Annotated in this window: 18 protein-coding genes and 1 riboswitch; of the genes, 4 read left to right on the top strand and 14 right to left on the bottom strand. The window is 37.2% G+C overall.

The window, feature by feature from the left end:
- Positions 1–33 precede the first annotated feature (33 nt).
- Entirely contained in the window at positions 34–855 is an 822-nt protein-coding gene (locus BM183_RS01080; RefSeq protein ID WP_091683727.1) for a glycosyltransferase family 8 protein, read from the top strand.
- Positions 856–1,010: 155 nt separating this feature from the next.
- On the opposite strand, the gene BM183_RS01075 is transcribed toward BM183_RS01080, so the two are convergent.
- The 4 genes from BM183_RS01075 to BM183_RS21595 form a co-directional block, all read right to left on the bottom strand.
- Positions 1,011–1,370: an acylphosphatase gene (locus BM183_RS01075; RefSeq protein ID WP_091683725.1), complete on the bottom strand. Its 360-nt coding sequence runs from the start codon at positions 1,368–1,370 to the stop codon at positions 1,011–1,013.
- 188 nt (positions 1,371–1,558) lie between these two features.
- On the bottom strand, positions 1,559–2,743 hold the full coding sequence (locus tag BM183_RS01070) for an MFS transporter (RefSeq protein WP_242960790.1): 1,185 nt from the start codon (positions 2,741–2,743) through the stop codon (positions 1,559–1,561).
- Between the two features lie 21 nt (positions 2,744–2,764).
- A complete protein-coding gene (locus tag BM183_RS01065; RefSeq protein WP_091683721.1) occupies positions 2,765–3,184 on the bottom strand; it encodes a helix-turn-helix domain-containing protein in 420 nt (139 codons plus the stop codon).
- Positions 3,185–3,347: 163 nt separating this feature from the next.
- On the bottom strand, positions 3,348–3,419 hold the full coding sequence (locus BM183_RS21595; RefSeq protein WP_416386020.1) for an ArsR family transcriptional regulator: 72 nt from the start codon (positions 3,417–3,419) through the stop codon (positions 3,348–3,350).
- Positions 3,420–3,630: 211 nt separating this feature from the next.
- Here BM183_RS21595 and BM183_RS01060 point away from each other — a divergent pair, with 211 nt between their 5' ends.
- Entirely contained in the window at positions 3,631–4,017 is a 387-nt protein-coding gene (locus BM183_RS01060; RefSeq protein WP_091683719.1) for an ArsR/SmtB family transcription factor, read from the top strand.
- A gap of 121 nt (positions 4,018–4,138) precedes the next feature.
- Here the strand turns inward: BM183_RS01060 and BM183_RS01055 are convergent, their stop codons facing one another.
- Together BM183_RS01055 and BM183_RS01050 are read right to left on the bottom strand one after the other, a co-directional pair.
- Positions 4,139–6,052 carry a heavy metal translocating P-type ATPase gene (locus BM183_RS01055; protein WP_091683717.1) on the bottom strand — a complete coding sequence of 638 codons (1,914 nt, stop codon included), beginning with the start codon at positions 6,050–6,052 and terminating at the stop codon, positions 4,139–4,141.
- 116 nt (positions 6,053–6,168) lie between these two features.
- Positions 6,169–6,387, bottom strand: a complete 219-nt coding sequence (locus BM183_RS01050; protein ID WP_091683714.1) for a heavy-metal-associated domain-containing protein — start codon at positions 6,385–6,387, stop codon at positions 6,169–6,171.
- Between the two features lie 498 nt (positions 6,388–6,885).
- Between BM183_RS01050 and BM183_RS01045 the strand changes: the two genes are divergently transcribed.
- Positions 6,886–7,851, top strand: a complete 966-nt coding sequence (locus BM183_RS01045; protein WP_170847847.1) for an AraC family transcriptional regulator — start codon at positions 6,886–6,888, stop codon at positions 7,849–7,851.
- 104 nt (positions 7,852–7,955) lie between these two features.
- Here the strand turns inward: BM183_RS01045 and BM183_RS01040 are convergent, their stop codons facing one another.
- The 6 genes from BM183_RS01040 to pdxR all read right to left on the bottom strand — a co-directional run bounded on the left by BM183_RS01040 (position 7,956) and on the right by pdxR (position 14,069).
- Positions 7,956–8,837 (bottom strand): DUF4261 domain-containing protein, encoded by an 882-nt coding sequence (locus BM183_RS01040; protein WP_091683710.1) that lies wholly within the window; start codon positions 8,835–8,837, stop codon positions 7,956–7,958.
- 160 nt (positions 8,838–8,997) lie between these two features.
- Entirely contained in the window at positions 8,998–9,531 is a 534-nt protein-coding gene (locus BM183_RS01035) for a hypothetical protein (protein ID WP_091683708.1), read from the bottom strand.
- Between the two features lie 104 nt (positions 9,532–9,635).
- On the bottom strand, positions 9,636–10,106 hold the full coding sequence (locus BM183_RS01030) for a hypothetical protein (RefSeq protein ID WP_091683706.1): 471 nt from the start codon (positions 10,104–10,106) through the stop codon (positions 9,636–9,638).
- A gap of 390 nt (positions 10,107–10,496) precedes the next feature.
- Positions 10,497–11,138, bottom strand: coding sequence for a class I SAM-dependent methyltransferase (locus BM183_RS01020; RefSeq protein ID WP_091683704.1), 642 nt, complete (start codon positions 11,136–11,138; stop codon positions 10,497–10,499).
- 372 nt (positions 11,139–11,510) lie between these two features.
- On the bottom strand, positions 11,511–12,467 hold the full coding sequence (locus tag BM183_RS01015) for an aminoglycoside phosphotransferase family protein (protein ID WP_091683702.1): 957 nt from the start codon (positions 12,465–12,467) through the stop codon (positions 11,511–11,513).
- A 183-nt stretch (positions 12,468–12,650) separates the two neighbouring features.
- Positions 12,651–14,069: a MocR-like pyridoxine biosynthesis transcription factor PdxR gene (gene pdxR, locus BM183_RS01010; protein ID WP_091683700.1), complete on the bottom strand. Its 1,419-nt coding sequence runs from the start codon at positions 14,067–14,069 to the stop codon at positions 12,651–12,653.
- Between the two features lie 155 nt (positions 14,070–14,224).
- Here pdxR and BM183_RS01005 point away from each other — a divergent pair, with 155 nt between their 5' ends.
- Positions 14,225–14,698 (top strand): pyridoxamine 5'-phosphate oxidase family protein, encoded by a 474-nt coding sequence (locus BM183_RS01005; RefSeq protein ID WP_091683698.1) that lies wholly within the window; start codon positions 14,225–14,227, stop codon positions 14,696–14,698.
- A gap of 166 nt (positions 14,699–14,864) precedes the next feature.
- Here BM183_RS01005 and BM183_RS01000 read toward each other — a convergent pair whose 3' ends face one another.
- Entirely contained in the window at positions 14,865–15,209 is a 345-nt protein-coding gene (locus BM183_RS01000; protein ID WP_091683696.1) for a P-II family nitrogen regulator, read from the bottom strand.
- 14 nt (positions 15,210–15,223) lie between these two features.
- Positions 15,224–16,492, bottom strand: a complete 1,269-nt coding sequence (locus BM183_RS00995; protein ID WP_091683694.1) for a cation:proton antiporter — start codon at positions 16,490–16,492, stop codon at positions 15,224–15,226.
- A gap of 147 nt (positions 16,493–16,639) precedes the next feature.
- Positions 16,640–16,769, bottom strand: a riboswitch (cyclic di-AMP (ydaO/yuaA leader).
- Positions 16,770–16,796 lie beyond the last annotated feature (27 nt).

Raw genomic sequence — 16,796 nt, 5'->3', positions numbered from 1 at the left:
AATATTACAGTATTACCAATAAAGGAGAAGGATATGAAAAATGACAGAATCAATCTGCTAGTAACCTTTGATAAAAACTATATTAAACCGTTTCAAACCATGCTAAAATCACTGCTTTCTAACAATCCAAGGGAAACTATACAGGTCTGGCTGCTACATAGCGGGATTCCGCAGAAGGACTTGCAGACGCTGGTGGAGTACTGTAATTTACATTGCGTATCCCTAACTCCACTAAAGGTAGACCGTGAAATATTCCAAAATGCCCCAATTTCTAAGCGATACCCACAGGAAATGTATTACCGCTTGTTGGCCCCCCATCTGCTGCCTATGTCTATAGAAAAGATTCTTTATCTTGACCCGGATATTCTTGTGATTAATCCCCTCCGCCCTTTATGGAATGTGGAGCTTAACGGCTGCGCCTTTGCTGCCGCGTCCCATACCGGAATTACGGATATGATAAACGGAATCAACCGGGTAAGACTGGGAACCGAACATGACTATTATAATTCTGGCGTTATGCTAATGGATTTAACAAAGGCCAGGGCAATTGTAAAGCGGGATGAAATATTTCAGTGCGTCAGTGAACACGAAGCTGAACTTTTGCTCCCTGATCAAGATGTTTTTAATTTCTTATATGGGTTTCAAACGCTGCCGGTAGACGATGCCATATGGAACTATGACGCCAGGTATTATTCCAATTACCTGATTAGAAGCGGTGGAGTTTATAATCTGGATTGGGTAATACAGAACACAGCAATCCTCCATTTCTGCGGGAAGAGAAAACCCTGGGTAACCTCCTATTCCCATCGTTTTGCAGCTTTGTACAAGCATTATATGCAGGCCGCTACCAGATAGCTGGAGAAATTGTTAGGCCTGTTATGTCAGCAGAACTTAGCAGCACATTACTGAATCTATTCATATCGCTTATTCATATAGTATCTGCACAAAGATGCTATAATTTACATTGCCCAGCTAATATCATTGTGGGAGAAGAATATTAATCCAAATCATTATAATATTCTAAATTCCTGTTCTTGGTTTAAAAGGGCTTTTATGTCTTTATCCATTTTATTTATTTTGATCCGTTTTAACGAATTCATAAAGTCTAAAAGGAAGCCTATCTTATTTTTCATTCCTTGAATTTCCATCTCTACATTTCCGTTCTCCAGATTCCTTATCCATCCGGTTAATTTCATTCTTAATGCTAACTGTTCAATTTCCAAACGAAAACCAACATGTTGTACTCTTCCCGAAAAAACTATATGATATCGTATGGTCTTATCTGCTTCAAAATCAGGAATATTAATTTTTTTCACCTGTTCAATCACATAGTTATTTCTAATTTGTTTAAATATTTTTTTAATTTTCATTTCACCCTCAAAATTTTAAATTTTATAATATTTAATCGTCCGCCAATAAACTTAACGACCACTATAGTAATACGAAAAGCAACAGAATTGACAAGACAACTATACCATAAATTTCTAAATAAGTATAGGGAAACAATTTCTATTGTCAAAAGGCGGGTAAGCCGCGCCTTTTGACGAATAGGATAATGTTATTCTGAAAAAGCCGGCTTCATATTTAACACAAAGAAAACAGCAATACTTGCAAATAAAGCCAGACATCCTCCTAGCACAAACGGGGCTGCCTGCCCCACGGCATCCCACAAAAAGCCGGCGATAAGGGAAGCCGGCAACAGCCCTATACCCACGATTGCGGAATGAAGTCCCAAGGCGCTGCTTTTCAAATGGGACGGGGCGATTTCTGCAATTAACGCCCTTTCTCCCCCTGCTGTAAGTGCCGTATACACGCCATATAAGGCAAACAGCACCCAGTAGGCGGATTTTGAACTTAGCAGACCAATTCCAAGATATACTATTGCATATAAGAAATAACCCACACACAGGGTATATTTACGCCCGATTTTGTCCGACAGTTTTCCGATAGGGTAAGATAATACCGAAGCCACAATATTAAAAACAAAATACAACAATATGGCCTTGCGCTCGGAAAAACCTGCGTTATATGCACGGAGCAGAATAAATGAATTGGATGAATTTCCAAGGGTAAAAATTAAAATGATGATTAAAAATGTTTTTAAACGAATATCTAAGGATTTCCATTTAAAATCCAGTTTTTTAGGGACGCTTTGCTTTTTTCCTCCTTTTACCAAAATTACGCAAAGAGGCCCTACTAAGGCCGGAATCATTGAGATAATAAAGATGTTCCGGAAGCTGCTTTCATCAGAAGATACCATTAGAAAAAAAGCAAGCAATATGCCAATAGATGCTCCCATCATGTCAAAGGCTTTATGTAATCCATATGCTTTGCCGAAACCGCCATTTTCAGCAGATTCAGCAACCAGTGCATCTCTGGGTGCTGTCCGTATTCCTTTCCCAAAGCGGTCCACAATGCGTGCAGCTAAAACTCCGGTCCATGAAGTAGCTAGCAATATAATAACCTTATTGAAAAATGATGCTATATATCCTGTAAAAGCTAACTGCTTTTTGTTATTATATTTATCCGCAATCATCCCCGAAAAAAGTTTTAATATGCTGGCCAAACTCTCGGCAACGCCCTCAATTAACCCTATAATTGCAGGCGAGGCCCCCATGACAGAAGTTAAATACATTGGTAATATCGGATAAACCATTTCCGTACTTATGTCTGTAAAAAAACTAACCAGTCCTAATAAAACAATATTTGAAACGACAAACTTCTTTTTAGATTTCTGCTCCACAATATACCTCTTTCTCCAAAATCAATTTCTGATTGGCCAAAAAATCTTAAAGGTTAATTTTTCAACTTCTCGTTGACGTTTATAGCTCACCCGTAAGGTTGCATCAGCAGGCAGAATAATATCTTCTTCCAGCTCCGGCAATAATTCACGTATATTTGTACCATTATCTTTTAATTTCTCTACCGCCTCTCCTATCTGGGATAAAACTTCCGGGACATCTGCCTTTGTGTCGGTTGCTACTCTAAATAACTCCGTCTGATTCAAATAGTCAGTTGAAACTCCAGTTCCCAACCAATTTAGTAACGCTGTTTTACTAAATCTCCACTCACGGCCTATCTTTCTTGCCGGAATCCGTTCTTCCCGCAACAACTTAATCATGGTTCGTTCACTAACACCAAAAAGCTCCATTGCCTGTTCTAGATTTAGAATGTCATTATCCAAATAAACATCCTCCTTTACAATCGTTTCACCTATTATTACATATAGTTGATATTTAGTCAACTTATAATATGAATTTAATATCACTTTAGCTGTATTATGGCAATATAAAAACCATTTCTGTTTAAGGTGTAAAATGTAAAGGACTCTTGACTTGGTTTACCATTCATAGTTCTCTAAGCTGATGGGAAACAGCAGCCTTTGATATGTTCATATATTGGGCTAAATCCCGATACACATTTCACTGGTTGTCAGTATCCATAAGATACCAAGCCCTGTTTCATCACCGAGTGCCTTTACGCGGTACAATCAAAGATAAATCAACAGCAGATGTGTTCTTTTGCGTCATTTATTCCTTCTCTCTTCTGTGGCAGGGAATTGACAAATTTATAGCGCCGGAATATAATTAAACAATTAAGTATTTGTTTAATTTGAAAGGTGGTATCTGTATGGATAAAAAATGCTTACCTCACAACCATGGTCAAAATATTGAAATGATACTTGAAAAAATGCCTGAGGAAAATTATTTTTCAGATGCATCTGCTGTTTTTCAGCAGCTTTGCGATGGCACCAGACTTCGTATTCTGTGGCTTCTATGCCACTGTGAAGAATGTGGTATCAATATTGCAGCAGCAATTGGTATGAGTACTGCGGCCGTATCTCATCACTTAAAGTCTTTAAAGCTTAGTGGTCTCATTTCCAGCAGGCGTGACGGCAAGGAAGTTTACTACACATTAGCCGATACGGAGACCGCTCGTCTTACCCATCAAATGATAGATAATTTTTTTCAAATGGCCTGCCCAAACAAGGGGATTGCCGACCATATGAATTGTTAAATGAAAATGTGCTATTCGCAATCAACTGCGAATAGCACATTTATATCATAAGGGTAAGCCGCCATTTCAAGAGCTGTTAACAGACCCTGGGAAAATAATAGGATAATTATATCCGTTACTACTAGTGAGACTGACTATATTTTGTTACATTCAATGCTCGGATAGCGTTTAATATAGCAATAATTGAAACACCTACATCTGCAAATACCGCTCCCCACATATTAGCAAGTCCGACAGCTCCAAGGACCAATACTACTCCCTTTACAAACAAAGCAAAAACAATATTCTGCTTTACAATGCGCAGGGTTTTTCTGCTTATTTTCATTACTGTGGCAATCTTAGAAGGTTCGTCTGTCATAATTACAACGTCCGCTGCTTCAATGGCTGCATCTGAACCAAGCCCGCCCATGGCTATTCCCACATCAGCCCGTGCCAAAACGGGAGCATCATTGATACCATCGCCAACAAAGGCCAACATTGCTTTCTCACTCTTTTGCTTCATCAGTTTTTCAAGCTGGTCTACCTTATCGGCAGGTAACAGCTCTGTATATGTTTTATCTAAATTCAGCTGGGCAGCTACCTTTTTCCCCACAGCATCGGCATCACCTGTAAGCATAACGGTCTGTTTGACCCCTGCCGCTTTAAGGTCAAGGATAGCCTGACGGGAATCCGCCTTTATTTCATCGGCAATAACAATATATCCGGCATAGGCTCCATCAATAGCAATGTGAACAACTGTACCAACAGAAGATGTCTCTTCATATGAGATTCCTTTCAGTTTCATAAGTTTTGCATTACCTGCAAGCACTACCCTATCATTAATCACGGCCTTCACACCATGGCCGGCAATTTCCTCAATATCTTTTATCAATGAAGAATCAACAGTTTTGCCATAAGCTTTCCTGATACTTGCCGCAATAGGGTGGCTGGAATAATCCTCTGCATGAGCTGCAATTTCTATAAGTTCCTCTTTACTCATATTAAGAGCACGAACTTCACTTACAACAAAATTACCTTTTGTAAGTGTACCAGTTTTATCAAATACAACGGTTTCAGTATCAGCAAGTAATTCCAGGTAGTTGCTGCCTTTTACCAAAACGCCGCATTTGGATGCGCCCCCAATTCCCCCAAAGAAGCTGAGAGGCACCGAAATAACCAAGGCACATGGGCATGAAATTACAAGGAATGTAAGCGCGCGTTCTATCCAAATCAAAAATGATTGGCCGGTAACAAGAGGCGGAATAATAGAAAGTGCAACCGCAGCAAAAACTACAAATGGTGTATAGTAACGTGCAAACCTGGTAATAAAGTTTTCACTTTTACTCTTTTTATCGGAAGCATTCTCAACCAGTTCTAAAATTTTTGAGACAGTGGATTCTCCAAACTCTTTCGAAACTTTGATGATTAACTTACCAGTCTGATTGATACATCCGCTGATAACCTCATCACCGGTATTCACATCACGAGGAACAGACTCTCCGGTAAGAGCCGAAGTATCCAGAGCAGAGCGGCCGTCTGTAACAACGCCGTCCAGTGGTATGCGTTCTCCCGGTTTCACCACAATCGTATCTCCAATAGCCACCTCTTCCGGATCCACTTGAACCAGTTCTCCGTTCCGCAAAACATTCGCATAGTCAGGGCGAATATCCATAAGCTCTGCAATGGAGCGGCGTGAACGGGACACTGCATAAGACTGGAACAGCTCCCCTACCTGATAAAACAGCATTACTGCTACACCTTCCGCGTATTCTCCAAGGCAAAATGCCCCTATTGTGGCAACACTCATCAGGAAGTTTTCATCAAAAATCTGCCCTTTGCTGATATTCTTAAGTGCTTTTCTAACAATCTCACCTCCGATAATAAGGTAGGCGATGAGAAAAGCCGGAAACTCAATATAACTAATAATAGGCGATTGCAGGAACCCCCAGCCGAGAGCTTTGTAAATATGTTCTCTATAATGAATCGGTACTGCTAGAAAAAAGATTGCCCCCGCAATTAAAATTCGTATCAGTAGCCGCTTTTCTTTCTTAGTCATAAACGTAATCCTCCTTCTATAAAAGCTTTAATTTTCAATAATTAAATTAGGAGGATTTTCCTCCTTTTTTTAAAAACGGCAGCGGCCCAATGTAGACAGCCGCACCGATTCAATAATTAGTCTAAAAATACAAGACCCGACTCGATTTTATTAGCTGTTTTTTTTGCCTGAGCCAAAACCTCGTCAAACTTTTCATCAGGAGCCTCTAATGTCATTTTCTGCCCCATGAAGTTTACTTTGACACTGGTTACACCCTCCATTTTGGATATTGCGTTTTCGATTTTAGAAGCGCAATTTGCGCAATCTAGATCCTGTAGTTTAATTACTTTTTTCATAATATGTGCTCCTTTCAGCGTCTAATAATTTTATCAATATAACAATCAAGCAATTGTTTAATTGTTATCTTTAGTATATTCATTAAGAAGTACAATGTCAACAGATGCAAGGAAAGAAAACCAATAGGGCGAAAACTCTGTCTATTTGGAACAAATATGATAAGTATTATTTTACTGAGAATGAAAAGGGATACTCTTAAATGTTTACTAAATCAGGGAGCCTCCTGATAAAAATAAACCCTTTAAAAGTGAAAAAGATGAAGCAATCCAGAGCTTCCAATGATATAATAAGAGCGTGATGGCATAGTGGGTGAAAAGTACCAGTGCAGCAAGTTGCTTTGAAACATGGGATTTAGTAGTAAGATTATATCCAATTGCTGACATAATCTGATGAGACTTTCAATATAATATTCTTAATGAAAAAATAAGAATGACAGAATTAACTGATTATAAAATGAATCAATATTTTACGATAAAAGATAAAGGCGGATGGTTAAAATGAAATTAAATACATTATCACATTTTGATGAGGGAATTCTATTAGAAGAAAAGGATAGCTATGCTACTTATAAACTCAAACTTCCAGATGGAGATGGCACTGCATCAGTATATCCCGTATTTCCGGGTATTGAGGTTGTAAAGTTGGACATATCTTCTTATCGATATACACCTGCCATAGTAAAAGCAGGGAATGCCGTAGAAATCAATCATTGCTGGGCAGGACGGGTTGAATACCGAATGAAGGATGGCTGCTTACAATACGTTGGTGAAGGCGATATCTTTCTCAGGCACCTTCAAAACCACTGCAACAGTATTGAACTTCCGTTAGGGTATTATCAAGGTCTTGTGATCACTATTGATCTGGATGCAGCACCAGTTCAATGGGAAAACCTCTTGCCTGGTATGCCGGGTAACATCTGCAAAACCCTGGAGGGTTTTTTCCTTCATGACGAATGCTTTATGATACAATCCAAAGAGCAGATTAAACATATTTTTTCAGGAATGTACTCTGTTCCAGAGGAAATCAGAGGGGCTTATTACCGGCTGAAAATAATGGAATTACTGCTATACCTTTACTATTTTGATCCTGCAAGTGAAAAGCAAGTGCGCATATATGAAAGACAGCAAGTCGAGGTTGTAAAGCAAATTCAAAAGCATATTACTGAGCAGCTCTCCCACCGTTTTACCATTGAAGAGCTGGCCAGAGAATATTGTATCAGCGCTACTGCACTAAAAAAACATTTTAAAGCCTTATATGGACAATCCCTGGCAGCCTTTATGAAGGAATATCGAATACGAAAGGCAGCAGTACTGCTTTGTGAGACAGAACAAAGTATTGCAGATATTTCTGCCTCCGTCGGTTATGAGAGTCAGAGCAAATTCACGGTTGCTTTCAAGGATTTAATGAAAGTCACACCATTGGAATACAGAAAAATTCACAGATTGAGTATAATGGGAAGTTAATTTATTCTTAGCTTCCCATTTCCATACCATGGTTAGCTGTTAAAGTACCTATTTCTTTCCCCATCGGTTATATGTACATATTTCTCTCCATTATTCTGTCCATCTCATTTTCGATTACCGGAAGCATGTTCGCTCATGCAAACATCAAAAACCGGTCTGGATGGCTGGATCAAGGCATCTTCACAATGACATTTCCATTGCACATTAGGATCAAACTGCCCATTCACGATGCCGTCTATGGTATCACCATCTTTTATAGAGTTTTCGTTTTTCAAAATGTAAGAAGCAACATTGTAGGCATGATTCACAACCCAGTTGGGATCCATATCATGAAAATGGTACTGTACATCCGGCAGAAGCAACGTACTCATGCCAACAGTATCCACGATCATATCATTTGTACCCTGAATATTAAAAAAACGGGCATTCACTGCAAAGTGTATGAAACGGTTTTCCCTGGGAATCTGATGATTTCGAATCTGATCAATAGGGAACATCTTTCCTGAAGTGTGAAAATAGACTGCCTCGCACTGAGGATAAAGTTCCACCAAAGCTTCCATAAAATCCATATCCAGTTCCGCTCTGTCTTTGATAGAAAGTGTTGCTGCCAGCATATCCGTAGCCAAGACCTGATACCGGCATTCTTCAAATATACTATTCCGCTCATCCATGCAATTCCACATCTGGCTTTTCTGAAACCCATCGATATTTTTTTCATCAAATGACGAGCATTGTGTAATCATCAACTGCGGAGGAAGAGTTGCATCCTTAAACTGGGCCAGATACTTTTTTGCCTCAAAGCCCGCACCTTTTTCGTCATGCCAGAAGCACTCCACTTCGGAAAGATGCCTTGCCATGACCTCTATCATATGTTCTTTCTCCGGCAGCACCACTGGTTCTCTCATCAATAGCTGTATCATAAAGACCGCACCGGGACGTTCCTCTTTACTTAAATCCTGTTGAAAAACTTCATTTTGATTATCCATTTACTTTTTCCTTCCTAAGATGCAGCTCCGTCAGACTGCCATCAAAATTTCAGGCTCTTTTGTTTAAACCCTTTATACCAAATATAAAATACCTTCGGCTTGTCCCCGGTCAACCATCTATACATGTTGTATACAATTATGTTCTCTTTATATTCTTAATCTATTTATTTTTTGATAACCAGTTATTTAATTCTTCTGTTTCATCAAATATCCCATTATTTTTATTATACATTGATAAATCCCTGCTTAATGGGAAACCCCTCCTAAAATCCTCTGTGATTTTATCATCTTTGCTGATGAATAAAGTACAGCTGCTATCCCATGCTACGATTTCAATACTGGCAAGCGGGTGCTGCATGGATATGGGATTTTCCCAAAAACCTTTGTAACCATCTGCATAAGGTAAGTTATATTTTAATACTTCTTCTAAAGTAATATTTTTATCAAATCCTGATAATACAGCCCAAACCCATTGGAAATCTTCATCTCTTATCATAGCGGTTAATTCTTCACCACTTAACCAACCATAATTCTTATATTGAAATATTTGCTTCTCAAAAGCAATCGTCTGTGAACAACACTCACAGTCTGTTATTAACCAATTATATTCTTGCTGTACATTGTTTATTGTACCGAAAATCTTGCCCAAGTAAGTATAATATTCTTCTCCTTTTTCAAGAATTGCACCTTTCATATAGTCTCCTTTTCAATTTCCTTTAACTAATCCATTTAAATTACCTGTATCCTTGGTTCATTTTTCCCTACAAAAGCAAAAGCTTATTATTTGTAAAATTCTATCTACTCTAAATATTCAATAATACTTTCAGCAAAAGATAAAATTTCTTCATTTGTATTTAATGCCAATTTTTGAAAATAACCCATATCCTCTTTTAACTTACTTCTTAATTTTCCCTGCCATGAATCAGACAGATTTACTCCGGCTGTACAAATAGAAAAACCTAGCAGTATGTCTAAGATTTCAATCTTCAAATTATCTTCAAGATTCATAAGCCCATAAATAAGAAAATCATAGGCTGGAAGCGCTGCAGAGGATACAAATGCATGCTGATGGCATAAACCACACCATAAATAATGTGTTGCTTTCATGGCCCATTCTTTATTTTCTGAAAATAAATCCAATAACAATCTGGAAACTTTAGGAATATACTTTGATTGGTTCAAATATTCCGGAATGTCTTGATCTGCATTTCCGTAAGCGGTCTCATATTGACTCCAGTCGATATTCTTTATTTCTTTTCTTATATCCATAATGCCTTCCCTTTATTTACAGTGTTTCGGTTTGTACCTTAAGGCTATTTCAAAAATTTCATTTCCAGGCTCCAAAATCACCTAAAGGAGTTTTCTTGTATTCAGTATTTTTCATTAACGCATAGTTTTGGATGATATGGTTCCGCTTTTTCCATAATATTTACAATACCTGCATGACCACATCCCATTATAAGTGCTATTTGATTTTCTCTATGATTAAATTATGTTCGTGGAAACAATCATCTTTTTGACCTTTTGCATATAGAGCATCATTGGCATTGGAATAATATTTTCCTGTTTGGCTTACAGTAAACAAACAATCCTATTTATTACACATCCTTTTTCTAAAATTCCTGTAATTTTATTTTAATTAACTATAGAAGCGAATGATCATAACAAGCATCTGAATAATACGGTATTTGTCCACTCTTTTTCTATTAAAGTATGATGAAAACCTGCATTGCTTAATAGTGCTACTTCGTTTTCTTTAGTCAAGGGTACATCAATATGTAAAGAGGAAAAAGGGGCATTTTGCTGCCTGTAAATTGTATTTGCCTCTTTCATTCGAGTTACTTGTTCTTTCGTGCTTTGTGCTATGGTATCACCGTTTATAAATACTCCACTGCTTTTCAAAGACCCATGAATTGCCGAATACAATTTTACTTTCTGTTCTTCATTGAAATGATGAAGTGTAAAGCATGTGAGGATAATATCAAACTTATTCTTGCCGAAATCAAAATCCAAAACAGACATACAAATTGCTTGTAAGTTCATCTCTGGGTAAAAATTCTTTTTTAGCAATTGTTCTAGCATAACATGAGATATATCTAATGCTGTCACATTACATGCAAACTTTATACGTTCCAATTCAAGACCTGTCCCACAGCCAATTACTAGAATTTCACTCTTTTGAGAGCATTTGTTGATTTGATTTTCTATTTCATCGTAAAATAAAGCCATTCCCATTTCTTTAATAAATTTATCATCGTGTAGCAATGCCTCTTCGTCAAAATATTCATCAATTTTCTTCATGCTAAGTACCCCTTATTATATAAATTTCCTGTAACCTTGTTCATTCGCCTACAGGAGCGAATACTTGTATTTATTTGGTTTATTTTAACCTTGCATCATTCTTTTTTAACAACTTTCTTTTATCGGATAAGTCATTAACTCTTCAATTTTATATGTATTAGTTTCCTTTTCTAAACTTCTTTTGTGACACCTACCAAACATAATTTATATTCCTTTCAACCGCCAGACATAATTTCCCAACTTTGCTTTGATAATCATGGTTCTCTTTTAAATTCATTCGAAACCTTTTGGACCTCTATATCAGAAACCATCAAATCCTAGTCATTCTCCTTGGCTATTGAAAGCATTAATTCATCGTTTCCTGTTCTGTTCTCATATAATCCTTCCAAACGCTAAATCCTTCAGTTCACTTTTAAGATATCTTATAGTTTCATTTCTTTCCTGATCCTCTTGATTGTCATATAAAAGCTGTTCAATAAATTCCCATATGTCTTCTAGTTTTCGCCTAATACGATAGAATAGTAATGTATCCGTATTAATAACAAAATCTGTGTGCATTTTTAGGTATATGTTTATAAATGCATCATAATATGGCTTATCTATAAAAAACATGAGATCAGCTTCTACAGGAGCCAATTTCAAGCCTTCCCAGTCAATTAAAACTATCTGCTCATGCCACTGCATTAAGTTCCAATTATGAATATCTGTATGGCATAGAACCATTTTAGGATTACTTTGTCTTAGAGCAATAGCTAGCCTTTCTACTCTGTCAAAAGATTGTTTAAGGGGTTTTATATATGGCTCAAGCGATTCCTTTAAATCCACAGGGAGACTGGCATATTCTTTATGTAATATTTCTTTTAGCTGATCCAGAAATGGCAGGCTAAAATCTTCCCTGATGCCCGTTGTATCAATAGGTATTTCAACGCTATATGAATGAAGAGTTGCAATTATTTTTGCAATCTGTTGCACCTGCTTCTCCGTCAATTCACTACTACCTACGGTTTTGCCATCAATATATTCGTAAAGCAGATAAATTCCATTGTCGTCTTCACACTTAGGCTTACCATCTTGGGTTAGCAGTGGAACAGGGAGTTTTCCTTTCATGTCCGTATTCTCATTCAGCCACAGGGTGATTGGTACATAGGTATCAATTAGTGCTGTAAGTTTTGGTGTAGAAGCTCTTCTTTTTTCATAGACTTTTAGAAAATAGTCCTTCACACCATCGGATACTTTATATGCAAGGGCCGACCAGCCGCCTGTTTGAGGGGTAATACTAGTAGAATTTATATTGTATTGTTTGTTAAGTATATCAGTTAGCTTAATCATGAACCCCTCCAAAAATATATTGTAATCATATTTATTTTCTTTCAATATGAATTCTCATTATGATAATAAAATTATTATTAAATAATTTAAGTTTCCTTATTATACCACAATAATATATACAATAGTATCTTAAATTCTACAGGGAAATATTTTTAAACAATCTTGTATGATTAATTGAGTTTTCTATGGTAATGCACTGAACCATGCAGATTGTAGCAATGCAATGCCTTTTCGTATCTGTTGTTCATCCAGCAAGCTGTATCCTACAAATATAACATTTTGGGGACAAGCGTTCCTGTCATTCCAGAATGGAATCATGGGATATACTTTCACGCCAACTTTTTCTGCCTGTTTAATAAGCCACTCCTGTTCTTCACCACCTGGGAACTCCAAAATAAAATGCAACCCCGCTCCACGACCATATAAGACTACTTTTCTGCCAAACATTTTCGTTGCTTCCTGTACTAATACATCATGCCGTCTTTTGTAGTTGAGGCACATTTTTCGAACATGGCGCTCATAGTATCCATCCCTCATATATGCCGCTAGAACACGTTGGGTCAACCAAGATACAGGAGAATTGTAGGTATGGAATAGACTATAATATCTTGTGAGCAACCGTACTGGCAACACCATATAGTTCACCCGCATGGAAGGAGAAAGGGACTTTGAAAAAGTTCCGATATAGATAGTACGGTCGTCCATGTCCAGAGAATGAAGGGCTGGAACTGGATTTGCATCGTATCTTAGTTCACTGTCATAATCATCCTCAATGATATAGGCATCGTTAGCTATTGCCCAATTAAGGAGCTCTTTACGTTGATAGATTGGCATAACAGTTCCGTAAGGAAATTGATGTGAAGGTGTTACATAGGCAGCACATGCACCAGAACGATAAATGGACGAGAGGGTAAGTCCGTCTTTATTAGCCGGAATCGGATACAAATTATAATTGTTGTTAATAAATACATCCCTTGCCCCATTGTAACCGGGTTCTTCCATGGCAATCCTATTGTTTTCCTTATGCAAAATCTTGCACAAAATATCTAACGAATAATGTAGTCCAGAGCCGATGACAATTTGTTCCTCACAACAAACCATCCCCCTTGCTCTGTGCAGATATTTTTTAATCTCTTGCCTTAACAGCAGATCACCCTGTTTATCCGGATATTGATTAACCAAATCTTTTTGTGATGATAAGAGAATTTGAGAGGTATATTTTCGCCATAACTTAAAAGGAAATTGCTCATAAGAAAGTCCTCCGTACTGAAAATCATATAGACTTACAGGCTGCTTTAAATCTGATCCTTCAACAGATATAGGGCTTATATTCTGTGATATATAATTCCTCTCCGTGTCTTTATTGGAGTTGTCTAGAACGAAAAATCCGGAACCATGTCTTGCCTCAGCATATCCCTCCACAGCTAGCTGGGCATAAGCCCGAATGACAGTATTAACCGCAACACCCAAGGTTTTGGCTAGTGTGCGAATACCTGGAAGTCGTTCTTCATGTACAATATTTCCTTGTTCAATATCTTCTTTGATCTGGCGATAGATCTGAAGGTATATTGGCTCATTTGAATTTTCTTGAATATAAATCATAGAATTATTACCATCCTTATAATAAAGTGTACCCTATATTATATCACATAAGTGTATCTTTTTACAGATACACTTATGTGATATAATATGCCTGATTGTATATCCAGTACGTATATACATTAAATAAAGTCAAATTTACATTAGGAGGAAAAGTAATGCAATACAGAATGAGGAAGTTTCAATTAACAACAGAGCAGATTGACGGGTTACTTCATCGTGCAGATACCGGACGATTCGCTACCATCAATGAGAATGGTTATCCCTATGTCATTGCTATGCATTTTGTTTACTACAATAATAAAATATATATGCATGGCCTTCCAAAGGGACAAAAAATAGATAATGTAAATCGAAATTCTAAAGTATGCTTTGAAGTCGATGAATTGTTTGGTCTTTTGACTGACAATATAGAAAATGCCTGTGACACTGAGGCTGAGTACAATAGTGTTGTGATTATTGGAAACGCTTCACTGCTTAAGGACTTGGATTATAAACGTGAAGTGTTGAATAAACTGGTTGAGAAGTACACACCACAATTTGTCGGGAAAGAGCTTCCTGATAACATGATTAAGGGCACTGCTGTGATTGAGATTGATATCGTAGAATGTACAGGAAAATATCATAAGTAGGCCAAAAGCTACTGAACCTTGGAGTCATCTCAAACACTGAATAAGGGGGTAAAAAGGTTTCACGATTAGATAATCGAAACAATAGTACAAGTTTTCATCCTAACTGAATAGTAAAGGCATCCGGATTTTTTCATCCTGATGCCTTTGTATTTATATAGCCAATAACCTACTGCCCCATTTGATAGGTTTTACCGATTGGCACTGTAAACATAAATCCAACCCCGGTATTTGAAATATCGCCCACCACTTCTTGAACAACTGCAACGGTTTTTTCAACCAATTCTTCATTCTCTAATACAGTAAATATAGTTTTACTATATGGATGGGAATCTTCTAATAGCATACGTAAAGCACCGAATAACGGAATGTTCTTATTTTGATTATTCACAATAGAACTTCCCATACCTTGACTATCTAAAATTGTAGCACCACTTACTCCTACTTCAACAAATCCAGATAGAATATCATCCAGATAATCGATTGCATTTAATACCACAAATAACACGTACATATATTATGCCTCCATTATTCTATATTTTGGACGTTCATATAGTCCGAATTAGAAGATAATTTAACGTTCTTTGAATTATTTTTCGCTTTTTTCTGATTTTCTTTTATTTTATCCAATCCATCTATTTCACCTGCTCTTTGAATCGCTATCTTAGCAAATACTGGTCCGGATACTTCATATATCAGTACACTGAACATAATGATCGTACTTATAGTAACGGCATATTCCGGCAGCTGCTGTCTAACCAAAACAATAAGTCCTATAGAGATGCCACCTTGTGGAAGTAATGCCAGTCCTAAGTTCTTGGTAATCATAGGATCGGCTTTTACACTTTTTCCTCCAAGAAAAGCTCCAAGCATCTTCCCACCAGCTCTTGCAAATACATAAGCTATTCCCATAAGCCCTACCGTTTTAAAAGTACTTAAATTCAGACTAGCCCCTGCTAAGGTGAAAAATAAAATATAAACTGGTGTTATAAAATCATTGATAGAATCAAATACTCTTTTTGATTTATGTAAGTAATTCACCAAAATAGTACCCATCATGATACAGGCTAAAAGAGAAGAAAGTCCTAGTATTTTTGAAAGCCCTGTAGCAATACCAATAGTTACTAAGGTAATTGCCTGCAAATTATCACGACCTGTAGATTTTTTTGCAATAATTACAAGTAACCCTCCAAGAATCAATCCTAATAGCAAGGATCCACTGATTTCGATGATTGGTTCGCTAAACATCTGTAAGACAGAATACTGCTGTTTTCCAATTGAAATTTTAGCTAAAGACATGGCAATACCAAAAGCCATAATTCCAAACACATCATCTAAAGCAACCACTGGTAATATAGTTTTAGTTAATGGTCCATGTGCTTTATACTGTCTCATTACCAGGAGTGTAGCCGCAGGTGCTGTGGCAGCTGACATAGACGCGATTACGATACTAAATGCAAATGGTTGATTAAATAGATAATACATAACCGAGAATACAATAAAAATCGCTCCAATTACTTCCATAAGGGTTATAACAACAATAGATTTACCTAGTTTTAACATATCTTTAATTACAAATTCACTACCAATATTAAAAGCAATTGCAGCCAGTGCCAATTCATTAATTACAGAAAAAGTGTTTAGATCATCCCCACCAATAAACTTAAAAAAAGAGGGTCCAAGAAACAACCCTGCCACTAAATAACCGGAGACATTAGGAAGCTTAAAGATTCCAGCCACCTTTCCTCCGATAATGCCAACTAGTAACACAATGCTGATTTTTAATAGCAAATCCACTTACAAATCCTCCATCATAATATTAAACCTTATGACGTTACTTAGCGCATTTCATATATTCTGACAATTAAACGGTTTGACCTCCCTTCTTGTTCAGTTTGTTTTAACCATGAAAAAAGCGCATATACTCACTCAAATTGAGATTCGTCATACGCTTGGTGACTCCTATGAGGTTAGCTGACGGGTTAGGGCTTCCAAGCCGCCCTTCTTAAATTAAAGATTCACCCCTACCATTGGGTCCCCCACTACCGTAGATGATATTAGGAGTTGTTTTCATAAGCATACTATAGATTAACAGAATAGT

Origin of the sequence: Anaerocolumna aminovalerica (assembly GCF_900115365.1) — a bacterium.
Lineage (GTDB): Bacteria > Bacillota > Clostridia > Lachnospirales > Lachnospiraceae > Anaerocolumna > Anaerocolumna aminovalerica.
This window is presented reverse-complemented; position numbering and strand designations above follow the sequence as displayed.